Annotated in this window: 20 protein-coding genes; 10 read left to right on the top strand and 10 right to left on the bottom strand. The window is 43.9% G+C overall.

Annotated features, from left to right (window positions below; all coding sequences use genetic code 11):
- Nucleotides 1-3: 3 nt before the first annotated feature.
- The 7 genes from ispC to rpsB all read right to left on the bottom strand — a co-directional run bounded on the left by ispC (nt 4) and on the right by rpsB (nt 6,044).
- Entirely contained in the window at nt 4-1,185 is a 1,182-nt protein-coding gene (gene ispC, locus C8D97_RS00830; RefSeq protein WP_109761440.1) for a 1-deoxy-D-xylulose-5-phosphate reductoisomerase, read from the bottom strand.
- A complete protein-coding gene (locus C8D97_RS00825; protein ID WP_109761439.1) occupies nt 1,185-2,063 on the bottom strand; it encodes a phosphatidate cytidylyltransferase in 879 nt (292 codons plus the stop codon). The genes ispC and C8D97_RS00825 overlap by 1 nt, the downstream gene beginning before the upstream one ends.
- A gap of 36 nt (nt 2,064-2,099) precedes the next feature.
- Nucleotides 2,100-2,849 carry an undecaprenyl pyrophosphate synthase gene (locus C8D97_RS00820; RefSeq protein ID WP_109761438.1) on the bottom strand — a complete coding sequence of 250 codons (750 nt, stop codon included), beginning with the start codon at nt 2,847-2,849 and terminating at the stop codon, nt 2,100-2,102.
- 67 nt (nt 2,850-2,916) lie between these two features.
- Entirely contained in the window at nt 2,917-3,474 is a 558-nt protein-coding gene (gene frr, locus C8D97_RS00815) for a ribosome recycling factor (protein ID WP_109761437.1), read from the bottom strand.
- Nucleotides 3,475-3,489: 15 nt separating this feature from the next.
- Nucleotides 3,490-4,227: a UMP kinase gene (gene pyrH / locus C8D97_RS00810; protein ID WP_109761436.1), complete on the bottom strand. Its 738-nt coding sequence runs from the start codon at nt 4,225-4,227 to the stop codon at nt 3,490-3,492.
- 18 nt (nt 4,228-4,245) lie between these two features.
- Nucleotides 4,246-5,127 (bottom strand): translation elongation factor Ts, encoded by an 882-nt coding sequence (gene tsf, locus C8D97_RS00805; RefSeq protein WP_109761435.1) that lies wholly within the window; start codon nt 5,125-5,127, stop codon nt 4,246-4,248.
- Between the two features lie 161 nt (nt 5,128-5,288).
- Nucleotides 5,289-6,044: a 30S ribosomal protein S2 gene (rpsB, locus tag C8D97_RS00800; protein ID WP_109761434.1), complete on the bottom strand. Its 756-nt coding sequence runs from the start codon at nt 6,042-6,044 to the stop codon at nt 5,289-5,291.
- Nucleotides 6,045-6,397: 353 nt separating this feature from the next.
- Between rpsB and map the strand changes: the two genes are divergently transcribed.
- Genes map through dapD form a run of 3 tightly spaced genes read left to right on the top strand, consistent with a single transcriptional unit; the run spans nt 6,398 to nt 10,690 of the window.
- A complete protein-coding gene (gene map / locus C8D97_RS00795; protein ID WP_109761433.1) occupies nt 6,398-7,165 on the top strand; it encodes a type I methionyl aminopeptidase in 768 nt (255 codons plus the stop codon).
- Nucleotides 7,165-9,822: a [protein-PII] uridylyltransferase gene (gene glnD / locus C8D97_RS00790; protein ID WP_109761432.1), complete on the top strand. Its 2,658-nt coding sequence runs from the start codon at nt 7,165-7,167 to the stop codon at nt 9,820-9,822. Before map ends, glnD begins: the two co-directional genes overlap by 1 nt.
- A 46-nt stretch (nt 9,823-9,868) precedes the next feature.
- On the top strand, nt 9,869-10,690 hold the full coding sequence (dapD, locus tag C8D97_RS00785; RefSeq protein WP_109761431.1) for a 2,3,4,5-tetrahydropyridine-2,6-dicarboxylate N-succinyltransferase: 822 nt from the start codon (nt 9,869-9,871) through the stop codon (nt 10,688-10,690).
- A gap of 145 nt (nt 10,691-10,835) precedes the next feature.
- Here the strand turns inward: dapD and C8D97_RS00780 are convergent, their stop codons facing one another.
- Nucleotides 10,836-11,273 carry a preQ(1) synthase gene (locus C8D97_RS00780; RefSeq protein WP_109761430.1) on the bottom strand — a complete coding sequence of 146 codons (438 nt, stop codon included), beginning with the start codon at nt 11,271-11,273 and terminating at the stop codon, nt 10,836-10,838.
- 197 nt (nt 11,274-11,470) lie between these two features.
- Between C8D97_RS00780 and metH the strand changes: the two genes are divergently transcribed.
- Both metH and C8D97_RS00770 read left to right on the top strand, forming a co-directional pair.
- Complete coding sequence (metH, locus tag C8D97_RS00775) at nt 11,471-15,136, top strand: methionine synthase (protein WP_109761429.1); 3,666 nt, start codon at nt 11,471-11,473, stop codon at nt 15,134-15,136.
- 147 nt (nt 15,137-15,283) lie between these two features.
- The gene (locus C8D97_RS00770; RefSeq protein WP_109761428.1) at nt 15,284-15,814 is read left to right on the top strand and encodes a SixA phosphatase family protein; all 531 of its coding nucleotides are present in this window, start codon (nt 15,284-15,286) and stop codon (nt 15,812-15,814) included.
- 82 nt (nt 15,815-15,896) lie between these two features.
- On the opposite strand, the gene C8D97_RS00765 is transcribed toward C8D97_RS00770, so the two are convergent.
- Complete coding sequence (locus C8D97_RS00765) at nt 15,897-17,174, bottom strand: GGDEF domain-containing protein (RefSeq protein ID WP_109761427.1); 1,278 nt, start codon at nt 17,172-17,174, stop codon at nt 15,897-15,899.
- Nucleotides 17,175-17,503: 329 nt separating this feature from the next.
- On the opposite strand from C8D97_RS00765, the gene C8D97_RS00760 reads away from it, so the two are divergent.
- The 5 genes from C8D97_RS00760 to C8D97_RS00740 all read left to right on the top strand — a co-directional run bounded on the left by C8D97_RS00760 (nt 17,504) and on the right by C8D97_RS00740 (nt 21,137).
- The gene (locus C8D97_RS00760) at nt 17,504-17,848 is read left to right on the top strand and encodes a PadR family transcriptional regulator (protein WP_109761675.1); all 345 of its coding nucleotides are present in this window, start codon (nt 17,504-17,506) and stop codon (nt 17,846-17,848) included.
- A gap of 40 nt (nt 17,849-17,888) precedes the next feature.
- Nucleotides 17,889-18,839, top strand: a complete 951-nt coding sequence (locus C8D97_RS00755; RefSeq protein WP_109761426.1) for a hypothetical protein — start codon at nt 17,889-17,891, stop codon at nt 18,837-18,839.
- Nucleotides 18,840-18,973: 134 nt separating this feature from the next.
- Entirely contained in the window at nt 18,974-19,321 is a 348-nt protein-coding gene (locus C8D97_RS00750; RefSeq protein WP_109761425.1) for an ArsC family reductase, read from the top strand.
- The gene (gene dapE / locus C8D97_RS00745) at nt 19,321-20,448 is read left to right on the top strand and encodes a succinyl-diaminopimelate desuccinylase (RefSeq protein WP_109761424.1); all 1,128 of its coding nucleotides are present in this window, start codon (nt 19,321-19,323) and stop codon (nt 20,446-20,448) included. Before C8D97_RS00750 ends, dapE begins: the two co-directional genes overlap by 1 nt.
- Nucleotides 20,448-21,137 carry a M15 family metallopeptidase gene (locus C8D97_RS00740; RefSeq protein WP_109761423.1) on the top strand — a complete coding sequence of 230 codons (690 nt, stop codon included), beginning with the start codon at nt 20,448-20,450 and terminating at the stop codon, nt 21,135-21,137. Before dapE ends, C8D97_RS00740 begins: the two co-directional genes overlap by 1 nt.
- Here C8D97_RS00740 and C8D97_RS00735 read toward each other — a convergent pair.
- Entirely contained in the window at nt 21,134-22,132 is a 999-nt protein-coding gene (locus C8D97_RS00735) for a DUF4339 domain-containing protein (protein ID WP_170115096.1), read from the bottom strand. The two genes, C8D97_RS00740 and C8D97_RS00735, sit on opposite strands and share 4 nt — an antisense overlap.
- Nucleotides 22,133-22,576 lie beyond the last annotated feature (444 nt).

Here is a 22,576-nt window from a genome sequence, read left to right as displayed (position 1 = left end):
CAGTTATCCTAATTGCGCACAAAGTTGGCTTGCTATATCTCGAGCCATATTATCTTGCTCAAGCAATGCCTCAATGGTTGTGCACTTTTTGGCAGTCATTTTATTCATCACAGCCTCATTAATTGCAGCAATATCAGTAAAGGCTATTTGTCTGTTCAAAAATGCCTCGACACTGACCTCATTAGCTGCATTGAGTATTGCAGGCATACTGTTGCCCGCTTCAAAAGCGGCAAACGCAAGTGCCAAGCAGGGGTAACGAGTCAGATCGGGTTTACTAAAGTCTAATTGAGAGACCTCGGTAAAATCTAATGGTTCAACCCCGGCATCAATTCTCTCAGGCCAGGCCAACCCATAGGCGATGGGTGTTCGCATATCTGGCTGCCCCATTTGCGCAATGACTGAGCCATCCACATAGCTCACCATGGAATGAATAATACTTTGAGGGTGCAACACCACATCTAATTGATCGACACCTATATTAAATAGATGACAAGCTTCTATTACTTCCAGGCCTTTATTCATCATGGTGGCAGAGTCCACCGAAATCTTTTGCCCCATATCCCAGTTAGGATGATTACAGGCTTGTTCAGGTGTGATTGTGACGAATTGATCCAGCGGTAATGTGCGGAATGGTCCGCCCGAACCAGTCAGCAATACTTTACTGACGCCAGTTTTACTAAATGGCTGACTCTCAAACTGATTAGGCAAACATTGAAAGATGGCGTTATGCTCGGAGTCTATTGGCAAAAGTACCGCACCAGACTCCCTTACTTGCGTCATCAATAAGTCGCCAGCAATCACCAGCGCTTCTTTGTTCGCCAATAGCACTTTTTTACCGGACGATGCAGCAGCCATGGTTGGCATCAATCCCGCAGCGCCCACTATAGCCGCCATGACTACATCGACATCATTGTGAGAGGAGACCATTTGCAATGCATCAGAACCAGTCAGCAGTTCTGTTTCAGGCGAGGCCTGTTGAACTTGTTTTACAAAATCAGAGTTTTCAGGGGCGGTGGCTAACACCGCGTATTTCGGCTGGGTTTGCTGAATTTGTTGCAAAAACAAGGACAAATTACGATTAGCGGTAATGGCAAACACCGCAAACTTTGCCGGATGTCGGGCAATCACATCTAATGTGTTAACGCCAATGGAACCTGTGGCGCCCAGTATCGTCACCTGCTGCATTAAATCCACCCCAGGGCTTTAGCGAACAAAAGAAAAAAAGGTGACACTGCAATGGTGCTATCCAATCGATCCAGTATGCCGCCATGACCGGGTAATAACTGGCTGGTATCTTTGACATTAACCTGACGCTTCAGCAAGCTCACAAACAGATCGCCGAGGACTGAAATAATAGCAATGGTGATAATTGCCAGAATAAACAAGCCAAGGTTATTGACCGGTAATTCCAACAAATAAGCTCCGGCCACAGCCACAACCAAGGTTAAAAATACGCCACCAAAAAAACCTTCCCAGGTTTTGCCGGGACTGACAGATGGGATTAACTTATGCTTGCCAAATAATTTACCAAACACGTACCCACCGACATCGGCTCCCCAAACCAGAGTAAACATAAACAACACATAAAAGCCGCCCATTAGTGGACTTTGGTTTATATCGGTGTTTCGTAATGCAATCACAGAAACCCAGAAGCCCACTATCAAGATAACGCCGAGCAACAATCGAATCCAGGGTGTACGATTCCAGAATTCTCGGGTAGTGGATGCCAGCAACAGCATGCTAAATGCAATTCCCCAGCCAGCAACCGCCAACCAAAAAGCCAATAATGTTGACGTCCAGTGCCACTCTATAAACCAGGTGGAGGGCCATAACTCAATAGCCGGCGCGTAATACCAAACCACAAGCGACACCAGAGAAACGAACAATGCGTACAAAGACTTAAGCGGACTGTGTTCAATGGAAGATAGTCGAGCCCATTCCCAGGCCAACAAATAATTTACAATTAACAATGTGATAGCAAAGCCGTTTAAATTGAGGCCAAACAGGATGAATCCGACCAGAGGCAATAAAAGCACGGCTGTAATCACACGTTGTTTAAGCATTTAGGGCTCTCTTGTTTTAGTCAGTTGTTACTGAGTCTAGTCAGTAGATATCGTATCGGCTGACGATATCTGTTCACCGGTTTTACCAAACCGACGTTGTCGCGATGCAAAGTCATTGACCGCCTCTTTCAAGGCTTCACTGTCAAAATCTGGCCATAGCTGCGACGAAAAATAAAGTTCGGAATAGGCGCATTGCCATAATAAAAAATTACTAATACGGGTTTCGCCACCGGTGCGTATGAGTAAATCGGGGTCCGGTAAATCGGCACCGGTTAATTTGTTCGACAACTGCTCTGCTGTCACCTGTTGTGTATCAGGCTGCTCAACCAGAATATTATTAACCGCATTAACAATGTCCCATTGACCACCGTAATTAGCGGCGATCTGCAAAACGATACCATCGTTGTTCTTGGTTAGCGTCTCAGCGTTTTCAATCGCTTTCTGCAGCTTTGGCTCAAACATTGAAACGTCACCAATCACCCTAAGTTGAACATTATTCTTATGTAAAGACTTGCTCTCGTTGGTTAAACCTGTAATAAACAAGTTCATTAAAAAACCAACTTCGTCTTTGGGTCGGCGCCAGTTTTCGCTGCTAAAGGCAAATAACGTTAACGCCTTTACACCCAACGCACCGCAAGTCTGCACCATTTCACGGGCACGCTCCATTCCGGCCTTATGACCTTGTACCCGCTTTTTGCCGCGTTGCTGCGCCCAGCGCCCATTACCATCCATAATAATGGCAATGTGTTGCGGAGTTATGGTTTGTGATTGAGCTTGATCTGTCATCGTCTCTTAAATACGCAAACGCCGCGATACAGTTCCGCGGCGTTGTTGTTCAACGTTTTTAATGAAATTATATTTCCATTAATTCTTCTTCTTTTTCCGCCAGCACCTTATCAATTTTTGCCACGTGCTCATCGGTAAGCTTTTGCACATCATCTTGTGCACGACGCTCATCGTCTTCGGATATTTCTTTTTCTTTCACTAACTCTTTAAAGGTTGAGTTTGCGTCTCGGCGAATATTTCTAACGGCCACTTTGGCATTTTCTGCTTCGCCGCGAACCACTTTAATTAAATCTTTTCGTCGCTCTTCTGTTAATGGAGGCAAAGGGATACGTATAATTTGACCCGCTGTATTTGGGTTAAGACCCAAGTCCGAGTTCATGATGGCTTTTTCAATTGCGCCAACCATGTCTTTTTCCCAAGGCTGTACTTGCAAAGTACGGGAATCAGAAACAGAAACATTGGCCACCTGAGTGATAGGCGTATCCGAACCGTAATAAGAAACCATCAAGTGCTCAATTAAGCTGGGGTGCGCTCGACCGGTTCTAATTTTCGTTAAATCTTGTTTAAAGGCATCGACCGATTTTCCCATACGGGTTTTCGCATCGCTTTTAATATCGTTAATCACAACATGTCCCCTTGTTTAGTTGTTTAACTCACATTCAATTATGGTGCCTTCCTGCTTACCGGTGGCCACTCTTACCAGAGCACCGGGATTATTCATATTGAAAACACGAATTTTCTTTTGATGGTCGCGAGCCAGACAAAATGCAGTCAGATCCATCACTGCAAGCTGACGCTCAAGCGCTTCATTGTAAGTTAACTGCTCATATTTTACGGCGTCCGAGTATTTGTTTGGATCAGCCGAATAAACGCCATCTACTTTGGTCGCCTTACATATTAAATCGGCTTCAATTTCAATACCGCGTAAGCACGCCGCTGTGTCGGTGGTAAAGAAAGGATTACCGGTTCCGGCACAGAAAATAACAACCTGACCGCGTTCCATAAATCGCATGGCAAAACGTCGGTTATAATCTTCGCAAACACCCGTTAACGAAATGGCCGACATCACTCGAGTTTCAATACCTGAACGCTCGAGTGAGTCTTGCAGAGCCAGTGAATTCATAACCGTTGCCAGCATACCCATATGGTCACCAGCAACACGGTTCATACCAGCTCTGGCCAGCTTTTCGCCACGAAATAAATTACCACCGCCAATAACAATTCCAACCTGTACCTTTGCTTCTACAATATCGCGAATTTCACCGGCTAGTCGATCAAGAACCTGTGGATCAATGCCAAAAGATTCTTGCCCCATAAGCGCTTCACCGCTTAATTTGAGTAAAATTCGTTTATATGGAAGCTCAGATACTGTTGTCATTTATTATTCTCCGGAGGATTACTCGCCGCGGACCTGAGCCATAACTTCAGCTGCAAAGTCTTCTTCTTTCTTTTCGATGCCTTCACCAACTTCAAAGCGTACAAAGGATAGTACCTCAGCCGACTTCGATTTCAATAACTTCTCAACGGTTTGTGAAGGATCTTTAATAAACGCCTGACCCGTTAAGCTGATTTCACCAGCAAACTTACGGATACGACCGCCAATCATTTTCTCAACGATCTCAGCAGGCTTACCACTTTCTAACGCTTGCGCACTGAAGATTTCTTTTTCTTTCTCTAAAATTTCTGCGGGGATAGCGTCAGGGTTTAAGTAATCAGGCTTGCTCGCTGCAATGTGCATTGCCAGATCACGGTTTAACTCTTCGTCGCCACCTTTGGTTTCAACAACAACACCAATGCGAACACCGTGAGAGTATGAACCTAAAGAACCTTCGTTGGACTCAACGATAGAAACACGACGTACCGCCATATTCTCACCGATTTTAGCAACCAGATTTTCACGAGCTTGCTCAACAGTATTGCCATCTGCGTAATCCGCTGATTTTAAAGCTTCAACGTCACTGATTTTTCCGGCCAATGCAATTTCAGCAACTTTATTGGCAAACCCAACAAAGTTTTCATCACGTGCCACAAAGTCAGTTTCACAGTTAACTTCAACGATAGCCGCTGTTTTTGCGTCATCGGAAGTTTTAATAATGATTAAGCCTTCAGCAGCAACTCGACCGGCTTTTTTCGCCGCTTTTGCCTGACCAGACTTACGCATGTTTTCGATGGCTTTTTCGATATCACCATCGGTTTCAACCAATGCTTTTTTACACTCCATCATGCCAGCGCCGGTGCGCTCGCGAAGTTCTTTAACCAATGCAGCAGTAATTGCCATGATAATTCTCCAATTTAATTTGCACGAGCAAATGGAACTAATTCTAATAAACTTAAAATACTTTAACGATTCTTAATAGAAAGAAACTCAGACTCGAAAAAAGGGGGCTAAGCCCCCTTTATTTGCCTAACCGATGGTTTTAATAACTCACCAATAATCGATTAAGCTTTTTCTGCGTCAGACTTGTCTGCTTCTTCTACAAACTCGTCTTCGCCCGCCTGCTCAACGACTTGAGCACTTTGACGCGCGTCTAAAACGGTATCGGCAACGGCACCAACGTAGAGCTGGATAGCACGAATGGCGTCGTCATTGCCTGGGATCACATAATCAACGTGATCAGGGTTTGAGTTAGTATCCACAACAGAAATAACTGGAATACCCAGCTTACGAGCTTCTGCAATGGCATTGTGCTCATGATCAGCATCAATAACAAAAAGCACATCAGGCAAACCGCCCATGTCTTTAATACCGCCAATACTCGCTTCTAACTTAGTCATTTCACGAGTTAATAACAGAGCTTCTTTCTTGGTCAGGCGATCAAAAGTACCGTCTTGTGATTGAACTTCCAGATCTTTCAGACGTTTAATAGACTGACGAATGGTTTTGTAGTTGGTCAGCATTCCACCTAACCAACGCTTATCAACGAAGAACTGGCCACAACGCTTTGCTTCTTCACTGATGATTTCGCTGGCAGCACGCTTGGTGCCAACAAAAAGAATTTTACCTTTACGAGACGCAACAGACGAAATGTAATTCAACGCATCGTTGAACATTGGTACTGTTTGCTCAAGGTTAATAATATGGATATCGTTTCGCGCACCAAAGATGTATTGCTTCATCTTAGGATTCCAGAAACGAGTACGGTGACCGAAGTGAACGCCCGCCTGGAGCATATCACGCATAGATACTTTAGACATTTAATTTTCTCCGAAAAATCAAGGGTTTAACCTCCGCAAATCCCATAAGTCAACCAGCGAGACCTCCCGGTTTACCAGCACCCAAACTTATGTGTCGACCTGCGTGTGTTTTAGTTTATCCGACTGGTTCATCCAGCCGGGCGCGATTTATACCACATCTTCGAAAAGAGAACAATCAGAACTGCCTATAGACCGCAACTTTTCGGCCTTTTAGCATTTCTGCCAACTGGGGTGATCGAAAAGTTATGGGCATACCGTGAAGTACAAGCAAAAAAGCTTTAAAATCGCCCACACTGAGCCCAATATGCAATACATACTTATTATATATGCAGTCAACAACAGGTTAGCGATTAATGGATATCAAAATTAAAACGCCAGAAGAAATAGAAAAAATGCGCGTGGCCGGCAAACTGGCCTCTGAAGTACTTGAAATGATAGGCCCTCACGTCAAAAAAGGGGTTACCACCAATCAGCTGGACGAAATCTGCCATAACTATATCGTTAATGAGCAACAGGCCATTCCGGCACCACTCAATTACCATGGCTTTCCCAAGTCCATCTGCACTTCCGTCAACCATGTGGTTTGCCACGGCATTCCAGCGGATAAGAAGCTAAAAGATGGCGACATTATTAATATCGATGTCACCGTTATAAAAGACGGCTACCACGGTGACACCAGTAAAATGTTTATTGTGGGAAAACCCAAAGTGATGGCCGAGCGACTGATCAAAGTCACTCAGGAGTGTTTGTATCTGGGTATTGATATGGTTCGCCCTGGGGTTCAACTCGGCGATATTGGCCATGCCATTATGAATCATGCGCATAAACACAATTACTCCATTGTCCGTGAGTTTTGTGGCCACGGTATTGGCGCGGAATTTCATGAAGATCCGCAAGTATTGCATTACGGCAAGCCAGGCACTGGTGTTGAGCTTAAAGAAGGCATGTGCCTGACCATTGAACCTATGGTGAATACCGGAAAACGTCATGTCACCATCCTGCCCGATGAATGGACCGTTGTAACCAAAGATCGCGGTTTATCCGCACAGTGGGAACATACGCTACTGGTTACGGCCGACGGTGTCGAAGTATTAACCAAACGTGGTGAAGAATCCTTCTGATGTCCGATCGCATAATCCAGCAGCTGCAGTTACCGGAGCCGCCCGACTTTACCACCGTCGACATTAAAAGCCCCGAAGCACTGCTGGCCTGCAAACAATATTTGCAACAGGGTCAGGACACCATAACCGCTGCATTTAATCGTCGTATTTCAATACGACACCTTATCCGTGCCCGCTCACATCATGTGGACCAACTCATGGTTGCTCTATGGCAATCGTTTAAGGTGGATGATGAACACTCGGCCATGGTAGCGGTAGGCGGCTATGGTCGTCATGAACTGCACCCGGGCTCCGACATCGACCTGCTGTTTTTAATTGATGAAAACAACATTGATGCCACACTTAACAGCCTGCAACCGTTAATCACATTATTGTGGGATATAGGGTTAAAAATTGGCCACAGTGTTCGCACCATTGATGAATGTTTTCAACAAGCGAATGAAGACATCACCATTGCCACCAATCTTATCGAATCCCGACTGATTACGGGTCAGCCATTACTGTTCAACGACATGCGTCAGGCTACAGGCCCCGATAAAATTTGGCCTGCAAGAAACTTTTATGAAGCCAAAGTAGCGGAGCAAAAAGCGCGCTACCGCAAATACAAAGGCACCTCTTTCGAACTTGAGCCAAATTTAAAAGGAAACCCCGGCGGTTTAAGAGACATTCAACTCGTTGGCTGGATTGCCAAACGTTATTTTAGCTCGGAATCTCTGCACGACTTGACCAATGCCGGTATTTTTACATTGAAAGAATATCGGGCATTAATGAGTTCACAACTTTTTTTATGGCGAGTTCGTTTTGCATTACACATTATTACGGAACGGGGTGAAGATAGGCTGTTGTTCCAACACCAGAAAAAAGTCGCCGAGTTTTTAGGCTTTCAAGATAAGCAAGAAGCTCTGGCGGTTGAGCAATTGATGCAAAAATATTTTCGTGCCGCCAGTCGCATTCGAAACGTCACAGAATTATTACTTCAGGTGTTTGAAGAAGTCATCTTGGATAACGACAAAGATGTGGTCATTGAACCCATTAATGACTGGTATCAACTTGAAAATGATCGCATTGCACTGAAAAATCCTGAGCTGGTCAGTCAATACCCCGAGTTGCTATTAGAAACCTTTATTGTTGCTGCAAAAGTTCCGGGTAATAAGCACGTCAGCGCAAAAACATTACGAGCCATTAGAGACAATCGTCATTTAATCGATGCAAACTATCGCAACAACGAAGCTTATAAACAAAAATTTCTTGAATTCTTCAGCATCAAACATCAGGGCGACAGACCGTTTTTCTTGCTAAAACGCAACGGCATTCTCGCGCAATTTTTGCCATTGTTTGAAAAGATCACCGGCCAAATGCAGTTCGATATGTTCCATACCTATTCGGTTGATGAACATACATTGTTTTTACTGAAAAATCTGACTCGCTTTGCTAATCCGGAATTTGCCGAAGAATACCCCTATTGCAGTAAAATCATGCAAAAGCTTGAAAAGCCACAGTTGATCTTTTTAGCGGGTTTGTTTCATGATATCGCCAAAGGCCGTGGTGGCGATCATTCCGAGTTAGGCGCACAAGATGCATACGACTTTTGTCGTTACCTGAATATGCCAGAAGTTGATGCCGATACGGTATCCTGGCTGGTTCGATTTCATCTGGTTATGTCGGTTACCGCGCAACGTAAAGATATTTCAGATCCGGAAGTAATCGCCCGTTTTGCATCACAGGTAAAAAACCAGCAACGTCTCGATCTGCTGTATATATTGACCGTTGCCGATATTCGGGCTACCAGTCCAAAACTCTGGAATTCCTGGAAAGATGCTCTATTAAGAGAATTGTACCTGGTCACCACCAACTATTTATCTCAAGACACGGCTACACCATTATCGGAACAGGAACACATTGAAGACATCAAACAGCAAGCTTTAAAACGCCTACTGGATAAAAAAGTACCTGAAAGTAAAATTAAAGCTTTATGGCAAACACTGGAAGAAAACTATTTTAAAACCACTCCTGTAAACCGTTTGGTCTGGCACACACGATCGGTTATAAAAAATGCACACAGTAACGCACCGATTGTTGAAATAAAAAAACATCACAATGACGCCGGCACGGAAATTTTTATTTATACCGCCGATCAACCCGGTCTATTTGCCGCAATGACGGCCACTTTAAGTCAGAAAAACCTGCGCACTCAAGCAGCCGAATTATTCACCAACAATAAGGGGCAATGCTTCGATTCGTTTGTTGTTCTTGAAGAATCAGGCAAACCCATTCAGTCGAAAACTCGGGTTCAAAGTATTCGAAAGTTACTGCAAAAGAAACTGAAAAATATTGATGGTATGTCGAAAAAAGTGAAACGCCATATATCCAGTCGCGTTAAGCATTTTGATGTTCCAACCAAAATTCGTTTTTCGGATGATCCTAATATGCGTTATACCCAAATGGAATTGACAGCATTGGATCAACCCGGTTTACTGGCCGCTGTTGGCGACGCCATCCGAAAATGCAACATGTCCGTTCACTCAGCGCGCATTGTTACACTGGGCGAAAAAGTAGAAGATATTTTTGAAATTTCAACATTGTCATTAACACCACTTAATAATGAACAAAAAATCCATTTAAAAAGTCAAATCTTAAAACAGATTGAGCTATTGTAATTTAACAAACATTCCCATTCACTAATGGCCAAAAACGAGAACTACCATGTCACAATTAGAGCAAACCATAGAATCCGCCTTTGAACAACGCAACGACTTTTCACCAACTTCAGCGCCGCAAGATGTGCGTGATGCCGTTGAACAAGCCCTGCAATTAATTGATTCAGGAAAAGTACGAGTTGCCGAAAAGAAAAATGGCGAATGGATCGTCAATGAGTGGTTAAAAAAAGCCGTTCTGTTGTCTTTTAAACTAAACGACAACACCACCATGGATGCCGGATTTACTCAATTTTATGACAAGGTTCCAAGCAAGTTTAACCAGATGAGCGACAGTGAGTTTGCGGCAACGGGTATTCGTGTGGTTCCGCCAGCCGTCGCACGCCGAGGCAGCTTTATTGCACCCAACGTTGTGCTGATGCCTTCTTATGTCAATATTGGTGCCTACGTTGGTGAAGGCACCATGGTGGATACCTGGGCAACGGTGGGAAGCTGTGCGCAAATTGGTAAAAATGTTCACCTGTCAGGCGGTGTAGGTATTGGCGGAGTATTAGAGCCACTGCAAGCCAGCCCAACCATTATCGAAGACAATTGTTTTATTGGCGCCCGCTCAGAAATTGTTGAAGGTGTAATTGTCGAAGAAGGCGCGGTAATTTCCATGGGTGTTTATATTGGCCAAAGCACAAAAATTTATAATCGTGAAACCAAGCAAGTCAGCTATGGCCGGATCCCTGCAGGGGCGGTAGTTGTGCCAGGCAGTTTGCCATCGGAAGATGGTAGCTACAGTTTATATTGCGCCGTTATTGTAAAGCAGGTTGACGCCAAAACCCGCGCCAAAACCGGCATTAACGAATTACTTCGTCTGGCCTGATCTTCCCTGCTTTGTTAAATTCGACAGCACTCACCTGAGTTCACTTGAGCGAGTGCTGTCATAATTACTTTCCTAACCTCACCAAACTCTTAACTCGAATCTCGTAACTCGAAACTCGAAACTGATAACTATCACCTCAACAGTATTACAACACCACGTCCCATACATCGTCATGACTCATCCAGTCGCGGTACTTTTCGGGTCCGCCACGAGCGCCCCAGTCTGAGTCGATGGTCAGGCGCGAACTGATCCCGCCTCTTGGATTACATATCATCACCAGTCGAAGTCGATCCGGCTCATAAACCGAAACCAGATGATCGTACATCACATTAATCAGGCGCTCGTAAGACACAACAATATTGCGCAATTGGTAGACATACTGTTTTAAGGCTTTTAACTCAATTATTTTATTGGTGGGGTAAAACGTTAAATACACGGTGGCAAAATCTGGCTGTTCATGCACCCCCAAAAACGTAAACTCCGGTATTTTCACCTTGATTTCATAAGCACCGTTCGATGGATTAGGCAAAGCTTTTAGCTGCTCCCTATCGATGGACTCCCATGTCATTACCCTGTTATTCATTGCTCAACCTCTTAATTTAATAAATGTCTGTAGATTCCCCCCGAAAATGGTGCTGTTAGCGCCATATAACTAACTTTTCTGCCTTATGGCCTAAACTGACTTCAAAGGGCTTTATCTTTTCAGGAATGTTCGAGATAATACACTTCTTTACGTCTAGACGTCTACAATAAATAATCAGCGCAATTACGAGTGGTTATATGAATAAAGCACGCATCGAACAGTTTTATCAGGATCTTGAGTCACGCATACTGATCCTTGATGGCGCCATGGGAACCATGATCCAGCAGCATAAGTTGCAGGAGCAGGACTACCGCGGCACTCGCTTTGCTGACTGGCCTAGTGATGTTAAAGGCAACAATGATTTATTAACGCTGACCCAGCCCGATATCATTCGCGATATTCATCGCCAATACCTGTCTGCAGGCGCGGATATTATTGAAACCAATACGTTTAACGGCAATGCCGCCTCTCTGTCGGATTACGGCATGGAGCAACTGGTGTTTGAGTTAAATTACGAATCGGCACGTCTGGCACGTGAAGTGGCCGATGAATTTAACGATAGAACCCGGTACGTAGCTGGCGTATTGGGCCCCACCAATAAAACCGCCAGCTTATCGCCAGACGTTAACCATCCTGAATTTCGAAACATTCATTTCGATGAATTAAAAGATGACTACCTCAATGGTGCAAAAGCATTGGTTGAAGGCGGCGTTGATATTCTGTTGATAGAAACCATTTTTGATACGCTCAATGCAAAAGCCTGCGCTTTTGCCATATTAGAACTGTTTGATGAAATTGGTTATAAATTACCAGTGATGATATCAGGCACCATAACCGATGCATCGGGACGAACATTAACCGGACAAACCACCGCGGCTTTTTATCACTCGTTGCAGCACATTAATCCGGTTTCATTTGGATTAAACTGCGCGCTGGGCGCCAAGCAATTACGGACTTACGTTGAAGAACTCAGCCGAATTTGCGACTGCTACGTAAGTGCTCATCCTAATGCCGGTCTGCCAAATGAGTTTGGCGAGTACGATGAATCACCCGAAGCCATGGCTACCGACTTGTCTGAATGGGCCGAGGCTGGTTTTCTAAACATTATTGGTGGCTGCTGCGGCACCACGCCCGATCACATTGCCGCAATCGCCAAAGTCATCAGCAACCAGCCGCCACGTAAACGCCCCAAACTAGATAAAGTTATGCGTCTGTCTGGCCTTGAGCCACTCATTATCAATGATGAGTCATTATTTATTAATGTGGGTGAGCGTACCAATGTCACCGGATCGGCAAAATTTTTAAGACTGATTAAAGATGACGATTACGAAACAGCATTAGAAGTGGCGCTGCAACAAGTTAACAATGGGGCCCAAATCATTGACATCAATATGGATGAAGGCATGCTCGATTCGATTGAAGCCATGGATAAGTTTTTAAAACTGATAGCATCCGAGCCTGATATCAGCCGCGTCCCCATTATGATTGACTCTTCCAAATGGGAAGTGATTGAAGCCGGATTAAAATGTATTCAGGGCAAAGGCATTGTTAACTCCATTTCGATGAAAGAAGGCGAAGCGGTTTTTCTTGAACAAGCAACCAAAGTAAGACGCTATGGCGCTGCCGTAATTGTTATGGCGTTTGATGAACAAGGACAAGCCGATACCTTCGAAAGAAAAACTCAAATTTGCCAGCGCGCTTATCAACTGTTAACGGAACAAGTTGGGTTTCCAGCCGAAGATATTATTTTTGATCCCAATATTTTTGCGATAGCCACCGGAATCGAAGAACACAACCGATACGGTCTTGACTTTATTGAAGCCTGCGAGTGGATTAAACAAAATTTACCCTACGCATCCATCAGTGGCGGCGTATCAAATCTGTCGTTTTCATTTCGGGGTAATAACCCGGTTCGCGAAGCCATGCATGCAGTCTTTCTATACCATGCCGTGCAACACGGTCTAACCATGGGCATCGTCAATGCAGGACAACTTGCGGTCTACTCGGATATTCCGGAACAATTAAGAACAGCCTGCGAAGATGTGATATTAAACCGTTCCGACGAGGCGACAGAACAATTAATAACACTGGCAGAAAGCTTTCGTGCGGATAATAAAGCCCAGCAACAGGAGCAACAGGCCTGGCGTGACTGGGAAGTCAATAAGCGACTTGAGCATTCTCTGGTAAAAGGCATTACCGAATTTATTGAACAAGATGTTGAACAGGCGCGTCAATTAGCTGAAAAACCTTTACATGTGATCGAAGGTCCACTGATGGACGGGATGAACGTTGTCGGTGACTTATTTGGTTCAGGTAAAATGTTTTTACCACAAGTTGTCAAGTCGGCTCGTGTGATGAAAAAAGCCGTTGCTTACCTTTTGCCCTTTATGGAAAAAGACAAATCAAAATCACAGTCCGCCGGAAAAGTATTATTAGCAACAGTAAAAGGCGATGTACACGATATAGGTAAAAATATTGTCGGTGTGGTTCTGCAATGTAACGGTTATGAAGTGATTGATTTAGGCGTAATGGTTCCTGCGGAAAAAATTCTGACAACCGCAAAGGAACAGAACTGCGACATTATTGGTTTATCGGGATTAATTACACCATCCCTTGATGAAATGGTTCATATGGCCAGTGAAATGAAGCGGCTGTCATTTGATAAACCCTTATTGATTGGCGGAGCCACCACATCCAGTATTCATACGGCAGTAAAAATTGATCCTCAATATCAACACGCCGTGATCCATGTGCAAGATGCATCACGGGTGGTTAACGTTGCCTCAAAACTTATGAGTGACGAACACAAGCATACATTTATCGATGACTATAAAAAAACTTATAAAGAGAAACGAGAACAACGTGCCAAGCGCGACGATGCAAAGAATTTAACAAGTTATGAAGCGGCGCTGGCAAACCGTTTTAAATGTGACTGGTCATCACAACAAATTACCCAGCCAAGTTTTCTTGGTCGTAAAGTATTCAATGATTATCCATTAACAGAACTGATAGAGCGAATTGACTGGACACCATTTTTTCGCTCATGGGAGCTGGCGGGTCGATACCCCAAAATATTAACCGATGAAGTCGTTGGCTCGGCTGCAAGCAAACTATTCAGTGATGCCAGAGCCATGCTCGACAAAATAGTGACTGAAGGCTGGTTAATGGCACGTGCCGTCATTGGTTTTTTTCCGGCGAGTGCCAATGGTGACTCGGTAACTCTTTACCACGAAAAAAACAATACACTGGAAAAAGCCAAACTGCATTTTATTCGTCAACAGTTAAAAAAGAAAAACCGGGGGCCCAATTTATCTTTGGCCGACTATATTGCTCCCGCTGACTCAGGCGTAACCGATTATATAGGAGCCTTTGCGGTAACCGCCGGTATAGGTATCGATGAACATATTGCCCGTTTTGAAGCCGACCACGATGATTACTCGGCGATATTATTAAAATCACTGGCTGACAGGATGGCAGAGGCCTTCGCTGAAAAAATGCATGAGTTGGTACGTAAAGAGTATTGGGGCTACGCAAAAGATGAATCACTCAGTAATGAAGCACTCATTGCCGAAAAATATCAAGGTATTCGTCCTGCTCCTGGTTATCCTGCCTGCCCCGATCATACGGAAAAAGGAACCTTATGGCGTTTGTTAAACGTTAAAGAATCCATTGACCTTTCACTCACTGAAAGTTACGCCATGACACCCACAGCGGCAGTGTCAGGATGGTATTTTGCGCATCCCGATGCCCGTTATTTTGGCACAGGAAAAATCAATCGGGATCAGGTAGAAAACTATGCCAATAGAAAAGGCATGACCATTAAAGACGTAGAACGCTGGTTATCACCCGTGCTTGCTTATTGAGAACATTTACTTGCCAATTGAATATCCAGAGTAGGTTAAACGTAAATATACGTTTATTGAACCAATGCGCCTGACGTTATGATAAGTAGTAATTCTCAAGAATAAGCATTAAAGTATTGTTATCTACGACAAAATCTTAAATGGCTTATGAATTACATTAAATCCATTACGCTTAGGTTACTTATTCTGCTCAGCTCTGGGTTTATTCTGCTAAAGCCTGAACTTGTGCTGGCAGAACAACAAGTCATTTATTTAACCCGTCACGCCGAAAAACAGGCACAGCCTAAAGATGATCCTGCACTAACCGCCAATGGTGAAGCCAGAGCGCTTTATATCGCACAGTTACTAAGCAATAAAAACATCCAACAAATATTTTCAACCCATTATAAGCGCACCCGTTCGACCGCCAAACCGCTTGCCAATAGGCAGGGTATTGCTATCGAAATCTACTCCCCTTCCCATCCTGACGATATGATTAAGCAAGTGCTCAACAGCAAGAAAAATACCTTAATTGTTGGCCACAGTAATACATTAAACGATCTCGTCATTCGGTTTGGAGGCAAAATCAAAACCACCATTGAGCATGATGACTATGACAACCTGTACCGATTAATAATTACACCTGAAGGCGTAAAGTCTCAGCTATTAAAAACTGAGATTGAAGTGAGAAAAGATTGAAGAGCGATGACAGCAACTAACAGATTAAGTTTTTTGATCCAGATGTAATTCACTTGTCCAGAGTTATGTCTTCTTTACAGAGTTATGTCTTCTTTACAGACTTTTTTTGCTTATCCAGATACATTGCCTGATCGGCGCTTTTTAATAATGCTTCTGCATCAACGCCGTGCTTTGGGTATTGCGCCACACCGTAACTGTATTTAAATTCTAACGAATGACCTTGGCAAACAAAGGGATCCGAAAGTGCTGTCAGACAACGCTCCAGCAATACATAAATGGCTTCATCATTATCAACATTTTCCAGTAACGCCACAAACTCATCGCCACCCAGGCGCGCAATGGTATCGGTTTCTCGAAAACCAATTTCAAGGCGCTTGGCAAAAGCCGCCAAAAACTGATCGCCCACATCATGACCATAGTTATCATTGATCAACTTAAATTTATCCAGATCGAAAAATAACAAAGCGACTGTTGATTTATGCCGGCGGGCCCGGTTGATGGCAGCATTTAAACATTCGTCAAAACCAAATCGATTAAAAACCTGAGTTAAAGGATCACGGATCGCCATATGCCTTAATCGCTGCTCTAGTATTTTGCGTTCAGTGATATTACGAGCCACTCCTTCAACCCCCAAAAACTCACCGCTTTCATCGAGACGTGCAAAGGCATGCGTTGCCACCCACACTATGGAACCATCTTTGTGTCGAAGACAGGACTCCACCGCCACCATGTCGCCCTGCCCCGCCAAAATAGCCTTTAACGCCGATTCACGCTCATCCGGTTTTGCGTAAAATTGAGCTAAAGGCTTACCAATGATTTCATCCAGTTGATACCCCATAACATCTGCGGCATAAGGCGATGCCATCGTAATGTCACCTTGAGCATCGGTTCGGTAAAAGATATCGGGCAGATTTTCGATAATACGGCGGAATTCTTGCTCGGACTTACGCAGTTTTTGTAAAATCTTTTTTTCATTCGAAATATCACGAATGCTACCGACATTTACTATTGATTGATCGTCCAGTCGAAAGGTTGACGCTTTAATTTGCACATGAATGGTTTGACCATTTTGACGCAGTAAGTCTATTTCATAGAGGTTTGGCGGGCTTTCACCACTAAGCCGCTGTTTAGCACGTTCCAGCACCAATGAACGACTCGCTTCGCCTACCACCTCGATATACGACTTTCCGATTAACTCGTCTCTTGAAAAACCGAGCAACTCGCATAGCGCCGCATTCACTAATATAAAGCGGTTGTCTTGTATGGCGAACACACCTTCCTGCATTCGTTCAAATAACGACCAGAAAAAGTGTCGATCGAAAGACTCGGGCAATCGTTCCTTGACAGTAGACTCTAACATTAGCGAAATCGCTTCTATCTCCCTCAAAATTGATGCTAAGAATACCGCTTTTTAAGCCTCGCCTCTATCTCAAATTAATATATCGACCAAACCTTGCGTAATTTTGAGAGATATCTCACAAGCTGACGCGAGCAATTCGCCTCTAGTAGGTTTAACCATTTGGGGCCAATGAGAAATATGAGCCATAAATAGTTAAACAAAGTTACTTGACATAAAATACTATTTTACATACAGTACAAACATACGCTGTACGATACACAGTATGATGCAGAGTAAATAATTAGGGCAAATCGAAAAACGGATCAACCAATAGGGCAATGGGCAAAACGATGACAACCAGTGATGATTATCCTAATGAACATTACCAAAAGCTAAAAAATGAGTTGCGCCGGGGTGTATTAATTCTGGCGGTATTGGCCGAGTTATCCGAGGAGCACTACGGTTACTCTTTGCGTAAAAACTTAATGGCCAAAGGTCTTGAGATTGATGAAGGCACCCTCTACCCGCTTATTCGACGTCTGGAAAAACAACAACTGCTCACCAGCGAATGGCGTGAAGAAAACAATCGAAAAAAACGCTTTTATACCCTGTCAGACATCGGTAGACAGACACTTGATGCATTAACCGATGAATGGCGAAATGTAGAAACAACGCTCAATACCATTTTGTCGTAAGCCAGCACTCAAAAATATAAAGGATATCAAGGAGCATTTTATGAAAATGATTGAAAATTACATCAGTAATGTAAAGCACTACTTACCCGATGATATGAAAGAAGATATCACCGAGGAGTTGGCCAACTCACTATACGAACAAATAGAAGACAAGCAACAGGAATTGGGGCGTAAACTTAACCAGCGAGAGCAAAGTCAATTGCTAAAAAATATGGGGCACCCCATGCGGATCGCTGCCGCCTATCTACCGAATCAGGAGCTTGTTAGTAAGGATTACTTTCCGGCGTATAAACGCGCATTAGAATACGCACTGGCTATTGTTATTGGAATATCCATTTTAACCGCGCTACCGCATATATTTACCGATCGCAGTGTAATTGGCAGTTTATTTTCCGCTTTGTTTAATGCACTGGATACAGTTCTTTATGTTTTCGCCTGGATCACCATCGTTTTCTATTTATTGCAAAAGTGGCAGGTGGGACTCGACTCCATTTATGCCTGGTCACCGGAAAACCTGAAAAGCAAATCATCCAAACTTTCGATAAATCGTTTTGAAATGTTATTTGAAATAGTTATCTACAGCCTATTTTTATCATGGTGGAATGATCTGGTGAGCTGGCCTTCTGACATTTTATTTGAAAACAACCTGTTACCGGTATCGCTGAGTAGCGAATGGCAGTCCATCTGGCTGATCGTTAATATAGTTGTTGCGGCCAGTATCATTTTAAACGTTTATAAACTGATCATTGCCGGCTGGAGTAAAATAAGTTTGATAACTGATATTGCCTTAAACCTGGTTTCTCTTGGCATAATTATTCAAATTGCTCTGTTTGATCAATACATTGTTTTGCAAGCTGACAAACTCACCGATATAAATGCCGTTGAACTTGAATCTATGCTCAACTCAGTGGTGTATTCGATTATTGGTTTTATTGCACTGGTGTGTATTTGGGAGCTGTACAGCAACCTTAATAAAATTAAACAGACTTAAATATTCCGATAATAAATGTCTGGGTTTAATTTCGAATTTAACTACGGATTTTACCTGCTCTATTTATCCCGTTATGATAGAGCAGAATTATCATTAAACAACTAAAACAAACGCAAATTAAGAGTCATCCAACAATGAGTATTTCCATCTACGGCATTAAAAACTGTGACACAATGAAAAAAGCCATGACCTGGCTTAACGATCATAATATTGAATACACCTTTCATGATTACAAAAAGTCTGGCCTTCCAGCACAGTTGGCTGATGAATGGCTGACACATATTGAACTCGAACATTTAATCAATAAACGAGGAACCACCTGGCGAAAACTCGATGACGAAGTTAAGAATAATTTAAATAAAACCAGCGCCAAAGAAATTATGATGGAAAACACCAGCGTTATTAAGCGCCCTCTGTTAAATGTGAATGGGCAATATCATCTTGGTTTTAAACCAGAGCAGTATCAAGAGATCTTTAACTGATGGCATCAACACTGGAACTAGCAAAAGAACTTATTCGTCGCCCGTCAGTCACACCCGACGATAAAGAGTGTCAGCAACTGATGATTGACTGGTTGAAACCGCTTGGTTTTGATTGCGAAAAAATGGATTTTAACGACACCGAAAACTTATGGGCAATCCGTGGTAATGCTGCTCCCGTGTTTGTATTTGCTGGCCATACGGATGTAGTTCCCCCCGGCCCTTTGGGAAAATGGCAGTTCGATCCCTTTACCCCCACGGAACATAATGGGTATCTCTATGGCCGCGGGGCAGCGGACATGAAAGGAAGCCTTGCGGCCATGCTAACGGCCACCAAACGATTTGTTGATCAGCACCCGACTCATAAAGGTTCCATTGGTTTTTTAATCACCAGTGATGAAGAAGGCCCATTTATCAATGGCACGGTGCGCGTCGTTGAACAACTTATGCAACGACAACAACCGATTCATTACGCATTGGTTGGCGAACCATCTTCAGGCAAAACTTTAGGCGATGTAATCAAAAATGGTCGGCGTGGCTCTCTTACCGGCTGGCTTAAAGTACAGGGCACTCAAGGGCATGTGGCCTATCCCCACTTGGCCAAAAATGCGGTTCATGTTTCATTAACGGCATTAAGCGATTTATCGAACAAACTATGGGATAACGGCAATGCGTTTTTTCCTCCCACCAGTTTTCAAATCACCAATGTCGAAGCAGGCACAGGTGCAGGAAACATCATTCCCGGCGAACTGGCTCTGGAGTTTAATTTTCGCTATTCCACCGAGCAGACTGCCGATTCATTGAAGCAACAGGTTGAAGCGATCCTGAATCAATATGAATTGGATTATCAACTCAACTGGAAACTCAATGGTGAACCCTTTATCACGCAAAAAGGCGAGTTACTCGATGCCTGTCAAAAAGCCATTAAACAGGAACTGAATATCGACACTCGAGCAGAAACCAGCGGCGGTACATCGGATGGACGCTTTATCGCTAAAACAGGTGCACAAGTGGTCGAGCTTGGGCCCGTTAATGCAACCATTCATAAAGTAGATGAATGTGTATCGATAAAGGATCTTGAAGCGCTTTCTCGTCTTTATCAACGAATACTCGAGAACACCTTACTGTGATGAAACAACTGACCGAGCGGCAAAAACTATGTTACGGCTTCGCCAATCGCTACCTGACCGAGCTGGTGCTGCCGGAACAAACCATTACCCTGCACAAAAATGCTGTGCAACCCTTATCAGATTTAATGACCGCACTGAAGAATGACGACCTGCCGATTAAAGTGATCAGCCACTGGCGCTCTTTTGATCATCAGCTCGCGATTTGGCAAAAAAAGTGGTCAGGTGAACGGCCACTGCTGGATCGGGACTCTAAACCGTTAGAAGTAGACCATTTAACCGATCAGCAAAAGCTCGAAGCACTCTGCTTCTGGAGCGCCCTGCCCGGCACCAGCCGCCATCACTGGGGTACAGATTTTGATATATTTTTATCGGAACCTATCGCTCAAGGCCACCGTGTCGAATTGGTGCAAAGCGAATTCGGTAAAAACGGTGTGTGTGAGTCGCTCGGTTATTGGCTGGATAATAATTTAGCGGATTTTGACTTTTATCGTCCCTACTCGGAATACCGAGGCGGCGTTTGCCCCGAACCCTGGCATATCAGTTATCGCCCTGAAGCTAATCCGTTGCTCAATGAAATAAGGGCGACCGAAGTCGCCCTTTTGGTTAGGCAATGTAACTTGCCCGGGGGAGAAACACTTTTAAACGAATTGCAGGATTATCTGCAAAACTATGTTTTTAATGTAAGCTAACGAGCCCTGCGGCGTCGACGTCGATTAACCCGCTTCATCATGGCTTCGTGATCAGATTCCACTTTTTCAGTCGGCTTAGAAACAACGCCACCGCTTAATGTTTTTAACGTTCGCTGCAGCGACTCTACCCGACTGTTATTTTGTTCTACTCTCGTATTAAGTTCTGTTCCTGTACTCTGTTCCGCTTTTGTTCTTTGCTTCAGTCTCGAGCCGTCTGTTCTCGAACCATCAGTTTTAACTTGCGATTGATTCTCGCTGATTTTCACCGGTTTTAAATGCCGTGATGCCGATGATTGTCCTGAAGTCTCCTGAGTAAAACGAGATTGTTTCGCTGCTTTTTTGCGAAGACTGGGCTGCTGTACAGGTTGCTGTGCTGATGGCTGAGATGAATTTTCTGGCCCATGAGTTACAGCAGAACCACTGGCAGCTGCTCTGGCGGTTAAGCGAGCTGTACTTGCTTGTTGGTATTTCATCGAGGTTTGCTGACGAGCAACTTGTCTGTTTTCTGCCAACTTGTTTTCAATCTGTTTGTTTTCGTCAAAAAAACGAATTAACAGGGCGCGACGTTCAGCGGCCTGCTTTTGCTCCAACTGATTCCACTGTTCGGTAAATTTTCGTACCAGAGGATCATCCCGATTTAACAGAACCGAGCCTTCGTCCGAGATATGTTGAAATTCTGACAAGGCTTGTTGCGCACGATCAATTGAGGCAGTCAGCGCACTCTGATCTGAGCTGGATTTGGGAATAACCTGGGTCGATTGTTTTTCAATGTGAGGCGAGCGGGAAAGCTCGGTTTTTGCCTGAGAAGACTTAACCTGAAGTTTATTTTGTTGCGCGTGTTGGGTAAAAAAATCTTCCGCGGTTTTCCATTTGGAAAAAGAAGGGCTCCAAACCAGATAGTTGTCGTTTAGCTGAATTCGATTTTTAAGATTTTCAAGCGTAAATGGGCCTTCAACCCGTCCATTACGACTGAAATACCAGCTTTTGCCACGCATTATATGCTCCATGCCTCTTTAAGAGATGGAGCAAGTCTAATATTTGCTCAATAAAAAGCTGTGACTGGAATCACAAAGGGCAGTAAGCGGACCAAGTCAGCCCTTAAAAGCTGACCAAGTTCACAGTTATAGGGCAGCATGCCAACAAAAATAACGGTGATTACTCTAGAGCGTGTTTACCTTTCGCTCTTTGAGATGCAGGCGTTTATTTTATGGCACAACAAGACAGAGGGAGTGATGAATAGTTATTCTCGACTTTGCCTCCTGAGTCGTTCTACCTCCTACGTCCTGTAGTCGTATTTGAATGACCGATAACGCGGTTGTGCCATAAATAATCCCTGCCCGATGGGTTGAGGCTAAAACTAAGCCATTCTTTGTTGAGAATTTCTTATTTAGAATAACTAAACCTCAAAATTCACGCCGCGACTGACATAGTTTTAACTC

Source organism: Pleionea mediterranea, from assembly GCF_003148745.1.
GTDB classification, from domain to species: Bacteria; Pseudomonadota; Gammaproteobacteria; order Enterobacterales; family Kangiellaceae; genus Pleionea; species Pleionea mediterranea.
Note: the sequence above shows the minus strand (reverse complement) of the source record. Positions and strands in the feature narration are given on the sequence as shown.

Excerpts from the sequence above, each read along its gene's own strand:
- ispC (WP_109761440.1), bottom strand. The coding sequence starts at position 1,185 with ATGCAGCAGGTGACGATACTGGGCGCCACAGGTTCCATTGGCGTTAAC.
- C8D97_RS00825 (WP_109761439.1), bottom strand. The coding sequence starts at position 2,063 with ATGCTTAAACAACGTGTGATTACAGCCGTGCTTTTATTGCCTCTGGTC.
- C8D97_RS00820 (WP_109761438.1), bottom strand. The coding sequence starts at position 2,849 with ATGACAGATCAAGCTCAATCACAAACCATAACTCCGCAACACATTGCC.
- pyrH (WP_109761436.1), bottom strand. The coding sequence starts at position 4,227 with ATGACAACAGTATCTGAGCTTCCATATAAACGAATTTTACTCAAATTA.
- tsf (WP_109761435.1), bottom strand. The coding sequence starts at position 5,127 with ATGGCAATTACTGCTGCATTGGTTAAAGAACTTCGCGAGCGCACCGGC.
- rpsB (WP_109761434.1), bottom strand. The coding sequence starts at position 6,044 with ATGTCTAAAGTATCTATGCGTGATATGCTCCAGGCGGGCGTTCACTTC.
- map (WP_109761433.1), top strand. The coding sequence starts at position 6,398 with ATGGATATCAAAATTAAAACGCCAGAAGAAATAGAAAAAATGCGCGTG.
- glnD (WP_109761432.1), top strand. The coding sequence starts at position 7,165 with ATGTCCGATCGCATAATCCAGCAGCTGCAGTTACCGGAGCCGCCCGAC.
- dapD (WP_109761431.1), top strand. The coding sequence starts at position 9,869 with ATGTCACAATTAGAGCAAACCATAGAATCCGCCTTTGAACAACGCAAC.
- C8D97_RS00780 (WP_109761430.1), bottom strand. The coding sequence starts at position 11,273 with ATGAATAACAGGGTAATGACATGGGAGTCCATCGATAGGGAGCAGCTA.
- metH (WP_109761429.1), top strand. The coding sequence starts at position 11,471 with ATGAATAAAGCACGCATCGAACAGTTTTATCAGGATCTTGAGTCACGC.
- C8D97_RS00770 (WP_109761428.1), top strand. The coding sequence starts at position 15,284 with ATGAATTACATTAAATCCATTACGCTTAGGTTACTTATTCTGCTCAGC.
- C8D97_RS00765 (WP_109761427.1), bottom strand. The coding sequence starts at position 17,174 with ATGTTAGAGTCTACTGTCAAGGAACGATTGCCCGAGTCTTTCGATCGA.
- C8D97_RS00760 (WP_109761675.1), top strand. The coding sequence starts at position 17,504 with ATGACAACCAGTGATGATTATCCTAATGAACATTACCAAAAGCTAAAA.
- C8D97_RS00755 (WP_109761426.1), top strand. The coding sequence starts at position 17,889 with ATGAAAATGATTGAAAATTACATCAGTAATGTAAAGCACTACTTACCC.
- C8D97_RS00750 (WP_109761425.1), top strand. The coding sequence starts at position 18,974 with ATGAGTATTTCCATCTACGGCATTAAAAACTGTGACACAATGAAAAAA.
- dapE (WP_109761424.1), top strand. The coding sequence starts at position 19,321 with ATGGCATCAACACTGGAACTAGCAAAAGAACTTATTCGTCGCCCGTCA.
- C8D97_RS00740 (WP_109761423.1), top strand. The coding sequence starts at position 20,448 with ATGAAACAACTGACCGAGCGGCAAAAACTATGTTACGGCTTCGCCAAT.
- C8D97_RS00735 (WP_170115096.1), bottom strand. The coding sequence starts at position 22,132 with ATGCGTGGCAAAAGCTGGTATTTCAGTCGTAATGGACGGGTTGAAGGC.